Genomic DNA, 14,157 nt, shown 5'->3' on the forward strand with positions numbered 1-14,157 from the left:
TGTAGCCTATTAGAATTTCTCCAGCCCAGAGAAGAAAAACGAACCCTCGATCTCCGCATTTTCGTCAGAGTCAGATCCGTGGATGGCATTCGCCTCAATAGAAGTAGCAAATATTTTTCTGATAGTTCCCTCCGCTGCATCTGCAGGATTAGTGGCACCAATCAATTTTCTGAAATCTTCCACCGCGTTGTCCTTTTCCAAAATCATGGCCACAATAGGCCCAGAGGACATATAAGTAACCAGATCATTGTAAAAAGGTCGCTCTTTGTGTACTGCGTAAAATTGCCCGGCTCTGCCGGCTGATAGGTGAGTCAACTTCATTGCTTTGATACCAAAGCCTGCCTCTTCAATCATTTTTGTAATCGCACCGGTATTTCCTGATCCGTAAGCATCAGGTTTGATCATTGTGAAGGTCCTTGTTCCTGCCATTTAATTGGTTTTTTTGAGTCTTTTACTAAACGGGTGCAAAAATAACATTTATCCTAATCACTATCGCCTTACCAGCCATTTTGTATTTACTTGATTTATTGTGAGTTTTGCGATTCACTTACAGCCAAGGTGAGGCAAGAATTGTTAATGAAGGAATTAAGCGCTTTAAAAGCATTACTATCCACCCCCAAGAAAATAATTATAACCACCCACGCTAATCCTGATGCTGATGCCTTGGGCTCTTCTCTGGGATTATACCATTTTCTTAAAAATCGTGGGCACGAGGCACTTGTGGTCACACCTACAGATTATCCAGACTTCCTGCATTGGATGGAGGGCAATGATGACGTAGTGGTGTATAGTGAAAAGAGCCTTCAGAAAGTTACCGACCTTTTTGCAAAAGCCGACCTGATTTGTTGCCTGGATTTTTCAGGGCTCAACAGAATCAAAAAATTGGGCGAAATGGTGGAATCCTCCAAAGCAAAGAAGCTACTGGTAGACCATCACCTGAACCCAGAGCAGTTTGCAGATTATGAGCTTTGGGATAACAAAGCCGCAGCCACAGCAGAGTTGATCTATGACCTCATTCTGCTTCTGGATGGAAAAAAAGAAATTAACCTGGCCATAGCCGAAGCCTTATACGCTGGCATCATGACCGATACAGGTTCATTCAAGCATGGCTCCACCTCTGCAAAAATCCACCGAACGGTGGCTGAGTTGATGGAGATTGGTGCAGATGTGAATAAGATAAGTCGACTCATCTATGACACCAATTCACTGAACAGGCTCAGATTCATTGGCTATGCGCTAATGGAAAAGTTGGTGGTGAATGTTGAATATCAGGTGGCGTACTTCGTGATCAGTGCCGAAGAGCACGAGCGTTTTCACTTGAAAAGCGGAGATACCGAAGGGTTGGTCAACTACGCCCTTTCAATCAATGGCATTGTGGTGGCGGCCATCATCATGGAAAAAGGCGGTGAAGTCAAAATGTCATTCAGATCCGTAGGTGACTATGCCGTGAACGATATTGCCTCTAAGTACTTTAGCGGAGGCGGTCACAAAAATGCCGCTGGCGGCGTTTCAGATTTAGGACTAGAGGAAACTGTAGAAAAATTTAAATCGCTGATTCCCAAGTTTCAGCAAACCCATAACCAAAAAACAAAATGAAAAACATCTGGATATTGATCTTTCCGCTGCTGGTATTTGCCTGCACCCAAAACAATGATTTTACAACAGAAACCGGAGTGGAAGTATCCTGTCTGGTGAAAGGTGACGGCCTTGCCGCCCAAAAAGACTCTATCGTAGTCCTGTACCTGAAAATAGTAGGAGCAGATGGCGAAGTGCTTACCGAAACCACCCCCGAAAAGCCATTGGCTTTGGCCTTTGACCCTGAAATGAAAGCCGGCAACCTGCAGGAAGTGCTGAAAGAAATGGAAGTAGGCGATAGCGTGTTTTTCACTACTACAGCCAAAAATCTATTTGAGGAAACTTATCAGACACAACTTCCCCCGGATATGGACTCTGCTATGGTCATGAGCATCAACATGAAGTTTCATGCCCAAATGAGTCAGGAAGATTACCGTGCTTACATGCAGGAAATGACAGAAAAGCAACGTGCTAAAGAATCTGTGATCCTCGAAGAAAAACTTGTTTCTGATGGCGAAACCATCGATGCTTATCTGAAGGAAAATGGCATTGATGCCATCACCACTGAGTCTGGCTTGAGATACGTTATCACCCAGGAAGGTACCGGAGCAACAGCGCAGCCTGGGGATCAGGTAACCGTCCATTATGCAGGTCGTTTATTTAGCGGAGAGCCTTTTGACAGCTCCATTGAGCGAGGCGAACCCTTTAAATTCAACATCGGCCAGGGACGTGTCATCCCGGGATGGGACGAAGGCATCGCCTACATCAAAGCAGGTGGAAAGGCTACGTTGTACATTCCCAGCCCACTTGGTTATGGCAGCAGAGGTGCTGGACCTACTATCCAGCCATACAGTATTCTTGTTTTTGACGTTGAGGTATTAGAAGTGGGTCAAAACCAGTAATCTGTAGTTACTGAAACATCATCACATACTTTAACAAAGGGCAGGCTGATTTTTAAAAAGCAAGCAATGAAAAACATAAAAGGTCAAGTAATAGCGGTAATGATGATCATTACCGCTTCCCTTTACTCCTGCAGGCAGGACACCATAGTTACCGCCGTAGATCCAGACGTTCAGCTCAAAGCTGATCTGAAGATCATGGAAGCCTATGTAAACGCCAAGGGATATACCGATGTGGACACTACTGACTCTGGCGTATGGTATGTGGTACTTGACTCAGGCAATGGAGCCAAGATCAATCACAACGACATTGTTTCGTTTTTTATAGCAGGCAGGCTTACCGATGGTTTCCTCTTTGCTACCAACATTGATACCGTGGACATCAATAACGGTACTTACGACGAGGACCTGACATACAACCCCATCGTTTATACCTACACCGCTGATGGCTGGAATATTCCGGAAATTATTACCAACTTCTATAACAGTGAGCGTGGATACCGTGAGGGGCTTTCCAGGGTATTGGGCATCCTGAGGGTGGGTGGTCGTGCACAGATCATTATTCCTTCCGGGCTGGCCTATACCACGAACCCTCCATTTGGCCTGGGTATCCCCCGAAATGCCGTGTTGGTGTTCGACATCTACCCGAGTTATGTACGGTGAGGGGCATGAAAATCTACTTTGCCACACACAATGCCAATAAATTAAGAGAACTACAAGCGCTCATCCCGGATAATCTGGAGCTATTGGGCCTGGATGACCTGGGCCTGCACGAAGAAATCCCCGAAACCGCAGATACCATAGAAGGCAACTCTGCTATGAAGACCCGCTATGTGTTCCAGAAGCATGGAGTCGCCTGCTTTGGTGATGATACCGGCCTGGAGGTAGAAGCACTGGGTGGTGCCCCGGGCGTGTACTCCGCCAGATATGCTGGCCCCGGCAATGACAGCCAGGCCAATATGGACTTGCTGCTGTCAAATCTGGAAAACCAGGAGAACCGAAAAGCCAGGTTTAAAACGGTGATCACTTACATAGATGACCAGGGTCACGAGTACCAGTTTACGGGTGTTGCAAAAGGTGAGATCATCCGCGAGAAAACCGGAGCACAGGGTTTTGGATACGATCCTATATTTTTACCTGAAGGTGAGAACCGGACTTTTGCCGAAATGAGCGCCGCTGAGAAAAACGCCCGCTCACACAGGGCCCGGGCTTTTGAACAACTCATCCAATTTTTGAAAACTAAATAACATGTCAAAACCTCTGCTCATAGGAATCACCGGTGGAAGCGGATCAGGCAAAACGCTGTTTCTGAAACAGTTGATGGAGAAGTTTGAAGATGGAGAAATCAGTTTACTCTCCCTGGACAACTATTACAAGCCCCGCACGGAGCAGCCAATAGATGAACGTGGGGTAGAGAATTTTGACCTCCCGGAATCCCTGGATCGGGAGCGGTTTTCCAATGACCTGCGTAAGCTCAAGAAGGGTGAAGACATAGTCATTAAGGAGTATACCTTCAATAATGATGAAAAGAAACCTGAAACCATTCACATCAAGGCCACACCTATTATCGTGGTGGAAGGCATCTTTACCTTTTACTATGAGGAAATACTTGACCTCCTGGATCTGAAAATTTACATAGAAGCACCCGACTACCTGATGCTGACCCGAAGGATTACCCGGGATGCAGAAGAGCGGGGGTATGACCTGAGCGACGTGCTTTACCGTTTTCAGCACCATGTGACGCCCGCTTTCAAAAAGTACATAGAGCCACTCAAGCATGAGGCAGATGTGCTGATTCCTAACCACAACGGCTTTTCCGTAGCTCTGGAGGTGATCGTTTCTTACCTCCGTCAGAAGCTTCATCAATAATTTTCTGATTGGACTGAGTAATTAATTGTATTTCAGTAGTTTTGTCGCGCTTTGAAACTAGGCGACAGTAACATATCGAACGTTTTATTCAGGTCAGTGGTGATGCTGGGATTGATTGTGGGCTTTTTGGCCATCACAGTGACCACCCCTATCGCCCCGCAGCTGAATATCGAAGAGCTGGCTCAGGTAGACAATTCGTCTACTGAGGAAGAGCAGCAACCTGAGGCCTCTCTCAAAGCTTTCGATGCGATACCCGCAACGGCCCACGCCAGCCTTACCCACGAGTTTCTACTCATAGACATCCTTCCTAGCTTTGAAAGCCTGGAAGAAGATTTGGCTACTGGTGAGGAAGCTGTCTGTGCCGGCAGCAAAGTATTGAAGATTCTTTTCAGAAGGATTATCTCCCCCAATGCACCTTAGTCTGCTCACCGCAGACCAGAACCGCCTTTTTTAGATTACCCGATTTTTTCTTAAAAAAACATACTTAACACCATGAAAAACAAAGGATTTGTTGTTTTACTAACAATCGTTATCTCCTTGCTGTGCATCTACTATTTGTCATTCACATTTGTAGCACAGAACATTCAAAAGGAGGCAACCGCGGCGACTACAGATGCCAGCGGCAATATCAACTTCGCTGAAAAACAGCGATACCTCGATTCTATCTGGAATGAGCCTGTGTACAACCTGCTGGGTCTTGATTATACCTACCAGGACATCAAAGAGACTGAGCTGAACCTTGGACTTGACCTTCAGGGAGGTATGCACGTGACGCTGGAGGTTTCTCCTGTGGACATTCTCAAAGGACTGAGCGGAAACAATCAGGATCCTGATTTCCAAAGTGCATTGATTACTGCCAAAGCCAATATCCGTGGAACGCAGAACAACTATGTAGACGAATTCTATCGTGTATTCAAAGAAAGCGCACCAGATAAGTCTTTGGCTTTTATCTTTTCTAATACAGCCAACAGGGGCCGTATCAGCCTCAACTCTACCGATGAAGAAGTACTGGAAATCATACAGACTGAGGTAGAAAGTGCTATTGACCGTTCATTCAATATCTTAAGAACACGTATTGACAGGTTTGGTACTTCTCAGCCCAACATTCAGAGGCTTCAGGGTACAGGCCGTATCCAGATAGAGCTACCTGGCGTAGATAACCCTGAGCGAGTAAGGAAACTTTTGCAGGGTGTGGCCAAGCTGGAGTTTTGGGAAGTGCACGAAATCAATGAGATTTCCCCAACTCTCCAGGCCATCAATGACCTGCTGGTAAAAGAGCAAAAAGCTACTTTGAATGCCGAAGACCTGACTGCCAGCACAGAAACGGTGCAGGAAGATCTTTCACTCCTTACTGAGGATGACAATATCTCGGACACTGCAGACACCACTGCCCTGGCAGAAGGTGACTCAGCAACAAGTGATCTCGATTCGGCCCTCAACAGCCAGGTTTCCCCTTTGTTCTCGTTGATCAAATCACAGTATGGGCTGGTCTACGATGTGAAAGACACTTCTACTATCAACAGAATCCTGCAAAGGGAAGATGTGAAATCGGTCATTCCTGCTAATGTCAAGTTCCTGTGGTCTGTAAAGGCCATCAAGAGCGAAGCTGCTGGTTCTCCTGAGCTACTGGAGCTACACGCGATCAGAACTTCCCGAACTGGTAAAGCACCACTTACAGGTGAGGTGGTCACAGATGCCAGACAAGACCTGGATCAGCGCTCAAGACCCGCTGTGAGCATGCAAATGAGTGCGGCAGGAGCCAAAACATGGAGACGCCTCACTGCCAACAATATAGGAAGAAGAATCGCTATAGTACTGGACAACTATGTATATTCTGCGCCTAACGTGGAAGGTGAAATCCCTAACGGAAATTCTTCTATTTCCGGTAGCTTCACCATCGAAGAGGCTAAAGATTTGGCCAACATCCTGAAGGCCGGTGCTCTCCCAGCGCCTACCACCATCGTGGAAGACGTGGTGATCGGACCTACCCTGGGTAAAGTAGCCCAGGAGCAGGGAATTACTTCTATTGTAGCTGGTTTGGGTATTGTGATCATTTTCATGGTATTCTACTATGCCAAAGGCGGACTCATTGCCAACGTAGCCTTGTTCTTCAACATCTTCTTTATCATGGGGATATTGGCACAGCTGAGTGCTTCACTCACTCTGCCAGGTATTGCGGGTATCGTGCTGACCATCGGTATGTCCATTGATGCCAACGTACTCATCTTTGAGCGTATCAAAGAAGAACTAAGAAATGGCTCTGGTCTGAAAGCAGCCATCAGCACGGGATATAGCAAAGCATACAGCTCTATCATAGATGCCAACGTAACCACATTTATCACGGCGATGATTCTTTACATACTGGGTCAAGGTCCTGTGAAAGGTTTTGCCATCACTTTGATGATTGGTATCGCCTGTTCATTCTTCAGTGCCGTATTCATCACACGTGTGATCGTGGAAGCCTTCTCCAAAAAAGGAGATAACTCTAAGCTGTCTTTTGCCAATGCATTCTCCAGAAACGCGCTGGTAGGACTCAACATAGATTTCCTAAGCAAGCGTAAAATGGCCTACATCTTCAGTTCGACATTCATTGCCGTAGGTGTTGTAGCTATTTTCATCAAAGGACTTACGCTAGGTGTGGATTTCAAAGGTGGTCGTTCGTATATCGTGACTTTCACGGAGGCTGCAGTGCCTTCAGAACTCAAAGCTGATATAGTTCCTTACTTTGACAATCAGGGTACTGAGGTAAAAACCTATGGTGCCAATAACATCCTGAAAATCACCACCTCATACCTGATAGATGATGAGACGGATGCTGCGGATCTTAAAGTGAAAAACGCCCTGATTGAGGGCATAACTGCCTCCGGCCTGACCTACAGCACCAGTGATGACCTGGGTGCCAATTCGTTTGCCATCGGCAGTTCTTCCAAAGTAAGTGCCACCATAGCGGATGACATCAAAAACTCCTCCTATGAATCGGCTCTTTTCGCTCTCATCGCAATTTTCCTTTACATTCTCATCCGATTCCGTAAGTGGCAATTTGGATTGGGAGCGATCATTGCCCTTTTCCATGATACACTGTTCGTATTGTCAGCTTTTGCGATTGTTTCGCTTTTTGGCATTACCTATGAAGTAGATCAGGTATTCGTAGCTGCCATTCTTACCATCATTGGTTACTCTATCAACGATACGGTGGTAGTATTTGACAGAATCAGGGAAAACCTGGGAATCAAAACAGGTAGTGAATTGAAGAAGGTGTTCAATGAGTCCCTCAACAGCACCATTAGCCGTACGTTGATAACCTCTGTCACCACACTTATCGTGGTACTGATACTCTTCATCTTCGGTGGAGCTGCGCTAAAAGGCTTCTCCTTTGCATTGTTGGTGGGTATTCTTATTGGTACTTATTCTTCCATATTCATAGCCACACCAGTGGTAGTGGATTTGAATACTAAAAAAGAGGCCAAGGCAGTAAAAGCATAATAAAAAGAAGTCATATAAAACAGACGAAGGGTGTCCACATGGGCACCCTTTTTATTTGTCCCCATGTCTAGGTATAAATTGGGATAGGTTTTCTAAGCAGATAATTGCTAAATTTAGGAAAAACTACATCACCTATGGAACATGAACATCGCTATCGGTTTATATCCTATAGTCTATTCCTAGCGTCAGCCCTGCTCATCCTTTTTGTCCTTGATCGTTTTTTTGGATTTCATTATGCCCCAGATGAACACCGACTTAACCAAAAACCGAAAGTAGAAAGCAGCGTTAAAAGCCATGGTGAAGCCGCCGCTCCTGCCGAAAAAAAAGAGACAATCCCTGAAGAACAGCCAGAATTTGAAAGTACCGTGGCAGATCCTGAACAAGAACCTCAGGAAACCTCGGAGGTACAACCCGCACGAAACAACGATTTCTTCCAGACCCTAAAAGCCAACTATCAAACCAAAGTACTCAGCCAACTACCCCCTAACAAAGCAAGAACTGATATAGTCATCCGATACTATCAGCATGCTCCCGATGGCAATAGTGCCTATGCACTTCAAAAGCTGGGATTTTACATTCATGAACGCCCGGTGGATCCCGAACTTGCCAACTACCAATCAAACGCTATCTATTTTGGAGAGAATGTCAAACTGGAAGACATTCAGATCGTGACCTTTACCTTATTGAGTGAAGGCCTTCCGGTCAAATTAATCAAACCTTCCCGGTTTGGGGACTCCTGGAAATCCAACGCCATAGAAATAGGTACTGACACCACCCTTATCAACCAACCTACTCTTACCCTTTCTGAGATAGAAAACCTGTCTATTTAAATCCCTTCAACGCACTTTTTTGGAGGCATTTTAACTCTCCTTTTCCCAAATCGTTATCATTTTGGTTAATATTATGCCGTCTAACGCCTGCGAGATGAAAAAACTATTTGTCCTCACCATTTGTCTGCTCCAAACTACGGTACATTTTGCACAATCTTCCGAAACGCTGGTGGTGGAGCAGCTTTCCGAATTTTTGGAATTCAGACCCCAGGAAAAAGTCTTTTTACATACCAACAAACAAATCCTCTCTGCCGGAGAGACGCTCTGGTTCAAAGCTTACCTGACAGATGCCAACACCCACAAAGCCAGCAAGCTGAGCAAAGTGCTCAATGTAGAGCTCATAGACCAGAATCAGCAAATGTTATATTCCCGCATTCTCAAATTGGAAAATGGCAGCGGATTTGCCGAAATAGATCTCAGTGACTCGCTGCCCGATGGAGATTATTTTCTCAAAGCATATACCAACTATATGCTCAATTTTGATAGGTCCCTCCTCTACACACAACCCCTCAAAATCATCAACAAATGGGTGGCTTACCCAAAAACTGAAGCTCCATCTGCCGGTTTTGATGTGCAGTTTTTTCCAGAAAGTGGGGATTTTGTCAATGGGTTGATCACCTCCGTGGGATTCAAGGCTATTGACGAAAAGGGACTTGGCGTAAGCATCTCAGGGGAGATCGTGGATGATCAGGCCAACAAAATCACTGATTTTCAAAGTCAGTTTGCAGGCATGGGCTCCTTTAAACTGATCCCGACAACCGGGCGAACGTACACGGCGCGAATCTCCTACAAGGGTTCTTCTTTCGAATTTCCACTTCCAAAAGTACTCCCAAATGGTGCCATTATTCAGGTAACACCAGCTTTGGAGAAGATGACCATCAAGGTTCTGACAAAAGACTATCCTCTGGACAATCATTTCCTGCTCGGATACCAGCGTGGCAAAGCTTTCATGCTCCTAAAACCGGATCCTTCCAACAGCTACATGTACTCTGCCTTTTCTACCACTGACCTCCCTTCAGGCATGGTTAATTTCACACTGTTCAACCCGGAAGGTGTCGCCATAGCAGAGCGCCTCTCATTTGTCATGAGCCAAGATGACCCCACTTTGAGCATCGAAAACCCTGAAAAAAACACCAATCGGAGTAAAACCAGCGTCTCCCTGTCCATAGATCATCAGGGGAAGGATGCGCTGGCTGACCTGTCAGTCTCAGTATTCAGGGCTTCCCTGGATCAGCCCATGAAAAACAACATTCAAACTCACCTCCTCCTATCATCAGACCTCAAAGGGCATATAGAAATGCCCCAGTACTATTTTCAAGATGTGGACATGCAGAAAGTGGAAGCACTCAATAACCTGTTGCTGACCCAGGGGTGGAGACGTTTTAAATGGCCCGATGTGATGGACAAGGATCTACCCGAAATCAACCATTTCCTGGAGCAACACCAGAGCATCAGCGGACAACTCTTTAAGTATTACAACCGACAACACTCTGCCCCAGGTGAAGTCAGTCTGACGGTACTCGAAAACCCGTTGATCAACGCCACGGTGGAAACTGACGCGGATGGTAAGTTTCAGTTTGCCGGCCTGGATTTTCAGGATACCGTCACCATCATCCTGCAGGCACAAAAACCGGGGAAAAAAGCCAAAAAAGATCCTACCAAAGAAAAAAATGACGCCTTCTATATACGAGTGGATAAAAAAGCCATTCCACCTGTGGTCACTCCTCTGGTTCCAATGCGCACGGCAGAAATCGACAATGCCATCGCAGATGCAGAGGCCCAGATGAATAAAATAAGGGAGATTGAAGCGGCCTTTTCTGAAGGTGGTGCCATCATGCTGGATGCCTTTGAGTTCAAATCAACCAAAAATCCTTATGACGATCCGGTAAGCAGCCGAGCGCTGATGTACAATAACCCCACCACGAGGGTAGAGTTGGATTCTATGCCTGTAGACCCGCGCCTGGGTGCCGCCACCATGGCTGACGTCTTCAATGCCCTTCAGATCCCTGGATTCAACACGACCACCACGCAAAGCCGCGGTGCCTCCACGATTTCGGGAAGTAATACCGTAGCCTTTTTCTATGATGGCATGCAGGTGGACCAGGCGTTCGTTATGCAGGACCTTTCTCCCAGTGATGTTGGGTCCATTGATTACTTCACAGGCGCCAAAGCCTCCATATTCGGAGCTGTAGGAGCCAGCGGAGTGATCGCAATATATCCACGAAGTGATCGCTCCTACGCCAATCTGGACGTGGTGGGGATTGCTAACTTCAAACTACCGGGATATTATCAGCCACGGGAATTTTATAGTCCCAACTATGACGTAACAACTGAAGAAAAACCCGATTACAGAGCCACACTGTACTGGAACCCTGCCATCCAAACCGATCAGCATGGGGCTGCTACTTTTAGTTTTTTCACCTCAGATGAAGATGCCGAATACCTGATAGAGGTACAGGGCCTTACCTCTGATGGTAATCCTGTTTTCGAGCAGAGCTATATGATCGTGGAGTAGGTTTGGAAATGTTAAAAAATCATAATTCCGGTCTCCTGTCATCTTTTTAACAGACCTTTGGGCTGTGAAGCCGATCTATTTGTTTCTGATTCTTTTTACATCCGTGACACTGACGGCCGTGGCGCAGGACGAACACCCTGTCATTGGGGTACTGGTGGACTCGGCCACCCGCGAACCTGTGCAGTTTGCACATGTCACCAACCACTCCACCAATCAGCTCACCGTCACCAATGCCCAGGGGCGCTTCCGTATTCCGGCCAGCGTAGGGGATACCCTTGTATTCTCCATTGTGGGATATCAAACACTCGGCTGGATTGCCAGGCAGGAGTGGCTGGACGAGGAAATTAGCCTTGCCCTTCCACAGGACACCCTTTTGCTAAGTGACGTCATCGTCCAGAACATTCCCACGGAAGAAATATTCAAGCGAAGGATACTCAACTACCAGCCCGAAGACACCTCCTTTTGGTACCATGGGATGCCGTTACCAGTCGCCAGGGAAGATCCCATGCTCAATGAAAAGACCATCAAAAATCCACTCTATATGGCTACGCACCCCCTCTCTGCCATGTACTACAATTTCAGCAAGCAGGAAAAGGAGAAACGCAAATATCATCGGGTGATCCAAAATGAACATAGAGAGCAACGTGTCTATGCCAAATTTTCCAGAGAATGGGTACATGAAGTCACAGCACTCGAAGGCAACGAACTCACCGATTTCATTTTTTACTGTGACTACTCCCTGGATTATCTGGACAAAACGCCACTTTACCTGATTCGGGAAGATCTGCTGGCCAAGCTCACGGAATTTAAGCGTGACCAGCGAGGCTAAAATTTCCTGAGGTCAGATTTTTATGTCACTGCGATTATTCATTATCTTTCAAGTTGGATTCTCGCCAATATCGTGAAAAGACTTATTGCCATCGGCTTTCTTACACTCTTTCTACTCTACCATATAGGGTATCTGGGCTACTATTGGTATAGCATGAAGCAGATCAATGAAGAGTGGCTGGTGCGGGTGGATGTGACGCCTGATATGAAGCACATTTCTATCCCCATCACCCTGCCATATTGGTCTGATCAATCAGAATACCGTCCATCCCATGGTACCATCACCATTGATGGCAAGCAATACAGAGCCGTCCTTGAAAAATATTCTCAGGACGCCCTACACCTGATTGTCGCAGAAGATCATGCCGTCAGAGCGCTCAACCAATCCATTTCGGATTGGATAAAAATGATGAATACCTCCGACTCGGAGCATTCAGGAAAAGTGAATTTGCTCAAGACCATCGCCAAAGATTATCTCGCTGATGCCCATGACCTGCTTCCCGAAAAACTTTTTAAACTAACCGAAACGCACTTTCTGAGTTTCTCTGAAATGCTCACCGAGCGCTATTCCACCATCACCACCCCACCCCCTCAGGTTTAAGGTTCAAATGGTGTTTAATTATTTTTTTCTTTAATCGATTCGTCGACAGCACTCGCCATAGGTGAGCGTATGTACGATGCACTAAAACCTAAACTATGAAAAATTCATACCTAACCATAGCAGGTATCATATGCCTGTACCTATTATCCTACAACCAGATCCATGCACAGGGGTGCGTGGCCATACGCTCCGGATGTGGAGCCAACGTGGGCGGTGGAGCTTCCTTGCAAAAGGGCCAATGGCAAGCCGGAACCAACTTCCGATACTTCCACTCCTACAAACATTTCAGGGGCAAGCATGAAGAGACCTATCGGGTACAAGAGGGGTCAGAAGTGATCAATGACTCATTCTTCATGGACTTTCTGATCAGCTATGCGCTCACGGATCGCCTTTCCCTCAATGCGGTGCTTCCATTTGTCCTTCATAACAGATCATCCCTGTATGAGCACGGAGGCAATCCAAGGGAAGATGACATCTCTACTGTAGAAAATGAATTTTGGGCTGGGGACAGACACTCTACGAGCAGTGCGGGGCTGGCCGATATCCGATTGGGAATGACCTACTGGTTGCTTGATCCCGCCAAAAACTCCGCAACGAACGCCTCCATCGGGCTGGGGATGAAATTTGCCTCTGGTGACTACCGTGCTCAGGATGAGTTTTACAACCAGGGTACAGGAAAAAATGAGACCATTCACTCAGGTGTGGATCAATCCATCCAGCCGGGAGACGGAGGCTACGGAGCCACCCTGGACCTGCAGGGCTACCATACCCTCTCCAATGGGGTAGTCATCAGTGCCAACCTCTACTACCTCTCCAATCCTCGGGAGTATTACACGCTCGAAACAAGGGGACGAAGCAGGGACTTCTCAGTGCCGGACCAATATGCCGCGCGGCTGGGTGCATTGGTCATGACTCCCGTACATGGCCTGTTTTTTTATGGAGGGGGTCGGCTGGAGGGGGTGCCCTCCAGCGATCTGATAGGGGGTGATGAAGGCTTCAGAAGGCCCGGATATGCCATCTCTCTGGAACCAGGGCTAACCTATGGCATCAGAAATACTGCCTTCAACCTTACCGTGCCTGTGGCTATAGAGCGAAACCGAACCAGAAGTTTTTCCGACAAGGAAAGTGGTGGACACGGGGATGCTGCTTTTGCTGACTACCTGGTGAACTTCAGCTTTTCGTACAGATTTGGAAAAAGTACCCCGGTACTGGAGTCCATTCAAGCGCCAACAGGCATTTAACAACGACTACTTCTTTACTATTATAATAACCCAATAAAGCCTGTTTCCGATGGATTCAGGGTTTTTCTTAGACATAAAAAGGGCCTCCGATATCTATCGAAGGCCCTTTTTCTATGGCTTATATTTTCCCAGAACTTAGCTTCCGCATCCTACGCATTCAATTACCTGGTCGGCCGGTTTTACACCATCCCGGGTCATTTTCAGGTTGTGGATTTTGTCTCTGATGTCCATATCCTGAAACATGTCGCCGGTCAGCTGGCCTTCGAGGGTTTTGATCTCGTTTTCTAGTTCTTGGTGTGTCATGATGAGTATATTT

At 46.6% G+C, this 14,157-nt stretch carries 14 protein-coding genes; 12 read left to right on the plus strand and 2 right to left on the minus strand.

The window, feature by feature from the left end; genetic code table 11:
- Positions 1-9: 9 nt before the first annotated feature.
- Positions 10-429, minus strand: coding sequence for a nucleoside-diphosphate kinase (locus RIH33_RS19585; protein WP_159584295.1), 420 nt, complete (start codon positions 427-429; stop codon positions 10-12).
- A gap of 147 nt (positions 430-576) precedes the next feature.
- On the opposite strand from RIH33_RS19585, the gene RIH33_RS19590 reads away from it, so the two are divergent.
- The 12 genes from RIH33_RS19590 (at position 577) to RIH33_RS19645 (ending at position 13,841) form a co-directional block, all read left to right on the plus strand.
- Positions 577-1,596 carry a DHH family phosphoesterase gene (locus RIH33_RS19590; RefSeq protein WP_406651745.1) on the plus strand — a complete coding sequence of 340 codons (1,020 nt, stop codon included), beginning with the start codon at positions 577-579 and terminating at the stop codon, positions 1,594-1,596.
- The gene (locus RIH33_RS19595) at positions 1,593-2,477 is read left to right on the plus strand and encodes an FKBP-type peptidyl-prolyl cis-trans isomerase (protein ID WP_406651746.1); all 885 of its coding nucleotides are present in this window, start codon (positions 1,593-1,595) and stop codon (positions 2,475-2,477) included. Before RIH33_RS19590 ends, RIH33_RS19595 begins: the two co-directional genes overlap by 4 nt.
- 66 nt (positions 2,478-2,543) lie before the next feature.
- Positions 2,544-3,137, plus strand: a complete 594-nt coding sequence (locus RIH33_RS19600) for an FKBP-type peptidyl-prolyl cis-trans isomerase (protein WP_406651747.1) — start codon at positions 2,544-2,546, stop codon at positions 3,135-3,137.
- A gap of 5 nt (positions 3,138-3,142) precedes the next feature.
- Positions 3,143-3,721, plus strand: a complete 579-nt coding sequence (gene rdgB / locus RIH33_RS19605) for an RdgB/HAM1 family non-canonical purine NTP pyrophosphatase (RefSeq protein ID WP_406651748.1) — start codon at positions 3,143-3,145, stop codon at positions 3,719-3,721.
- A gap of 1 nt (position 3,722) precedes the next feature.
- A complete protein-coding gene (udk, locus tag RIH33_RS19610; RefSeq protein ID WP_406651749.1) occupies positions 3,723-4,343 on the plus strand; it encodes a uridine kinase in 621 nt (206 codons plus the stop codon).
- A gap of 51 nt (positions 4,344-4,394) precedes the next feature.
- Positions 4,395-4,763, plus strand: coding sequence for a hypothetical protein (locus RIH33_RS19615; protein ID WP_406651750.1), 369 nt, complete (start codon positions 4,395-4,397; stop codon positions 4,761-4,763).
- 72 nt (positions 4,764-4,835) lie between these two features.
- Positions 4,836-7,826: a protein translocase subunit SecDF gene (gene secDF, locus RIH33_RS19620; protein WP_406651751.1), complete on the plus strand. Its 2,991-nt coding sequence runs from the start codon at positions 4,836-4,838 to the stop codon at positions 7,824-7,826.
- 134 nt (positions 7,827-7,960) lie between these two features.
- Complete coding sequence (locus RIH33_RS19625; protein WP_406651752.1) at positions 7,961-8,656, plus strand: hypothetical protein; 696 nt, start codon at positions 7,961-7,963, stop codon at positions 8,654-8,656.
- A gap of 94 nt (positions 8,657-8,750) precedes the next feature.
- Positions 8,751-11,171, plus strand: coding sequence for a TonB-dependent receptor plug domain-containing protein (locus RIH33_RS19630; protein ID WP_406651753.1), 2,421 nt, complete (start codon positions 8,751-8,753; stop codon positions 11,169-11,171).
- A 64-nt stretch (positions 11,172-11,235) separates the two neighbouring features.
- On the plus strand, positions 11,236-12,000 hold the full coding sequence (locus tag RIH33_RS19635; protein WP_406651754.1) for a carboxypeptidase-like regulatory domain-containing protein: 765 nt from the start codon (positions 11,236-11,238) through the stop codon (positions 11,998-12,000).
- Between the two features lie 72 nt (positions 12,001-12,072).
- Complete coding sequence (locus RIH33_RS19640; RefSeq protein ID WP_406651755.1) at positions 12,073-12,600, plus strand: hypothetical protein; 528 nt, start codon at positions 12,073-12,075, stop codon at positions 12,598-12,600.
- A gap of 95 nt (positions 12,601-12,695) precedes the next feature.
- The gene (locus tag RIH33_RS19645; protein ID WP_406651756.1) at positions 12,696-13,841 is read left to right on the plus strand and encodes a transporter; all 1,146 of its coding nucleotides are present in this window, start codon (positions 12,696-12,698) and stop codon (positions 13,839-13,841) included.
- 135 nt (positions 13,842-13,976) lie between these two features.
- On the opposite strand, the gene RIH33_RS19650 is transcribed toward RIH33_RS19645, so the two are convergent.
- A complete protein-coding gene (locus tag RIH33_RS19650; protein WP_406651757.1) occupies positions 13,977-14,144 on the minus strand; it encodes a hypothetical protein in 168 nt (55 codons plus the stop codon).
- Positions 14,145-14,157: the final 13 nt, after the last annotated feature.

The sequence above is a fragment of the Marinoscillum sp. genome, from assembly GCF_040222955.1.
Lineage (GTDB): Bacteria > Bacteroidota > Bacteroidia > Cytophagales > Cyclobacteriaceae > Marinoscillum.

Excerpts from the sequence above, each read along its gene's own strand:
- RIH33_RS19585 (WP_159584295.1), bottom strand. The coding sequence starts at position 429 with ATGGCAGGAACAAGGACCTTCACAATGATCAAACCTGATGCTTACGGA.
- RIH33_RS19590 (WP_406651745.1), top strand. The coding sequence starts at position 577 with ATGAAGGAATTAAGCGCTTTAAAAGCATTACTATCCACCCCCAAGAAA.
- RIH33_RS19595 (WP_406651746.1), top strand. The coding sequence starts at position 1,593 with ATGAAAAACATCTGGATATTGATCTTTCCGCTGCTGGTATTTGCCTGC.
- RIH33_RS19600 (WP_406651747.1), top strand. The coding sequence starts at position 2,544 with ATGAAAAACATAAAAGGTCAAGTAATAGCGGTAATGATGATCATTACC.
- rdgB (WP_406651748.1), top strand. The coding sequence starts at position 3,143 with ATGAAAATCTACTTTGCCACACACAATGCCAATAAATTAAGAGAACTA.
- udk (WP_406651749.1), top strand. The coding sequence starts at position 3,723 with ATGTCAAAACCTCTGCTCATAGGAATCACCGGTGGAAGCGGATCAGGC.
- secDF (WP_406651751.1), top strand. The coding sequence starts at position 4,836 with ATGAAAAACAAAGGATTTGTTGTTTTACTAACAATCGTTATCTCCTTG.
- RIH33_RS19625 (WP_406651752.1), top strand. The coding sequence starts at position 7,961 with ATGGAACATGAACATCGCTATCGGTTTATATCCTATAGTCTATTCCTA.
- RIH33_RS19630 (WP_406651753.1), top strand. The coding sequence starts at position 8,751 with ATGAAAAAACTATTTGTCCTCACCATTTGTCTGCTCCAAACTACGGTA.
- RIH33_RS19645 (WP_406651756.1), top strand. The coding sequence starts at position 12,696 with ATGAAAAATTCATACCTAACCATAGCAGGTATCATATGCCTGTACCTA.
- RIH33_RS19650 (WP_406651757.1), bottom strand. The coding sequence starts at position 14,144 with ATGACACACCAAGAACTAGAAAACGAGATCAAAACCCTCGAAGGCCAG.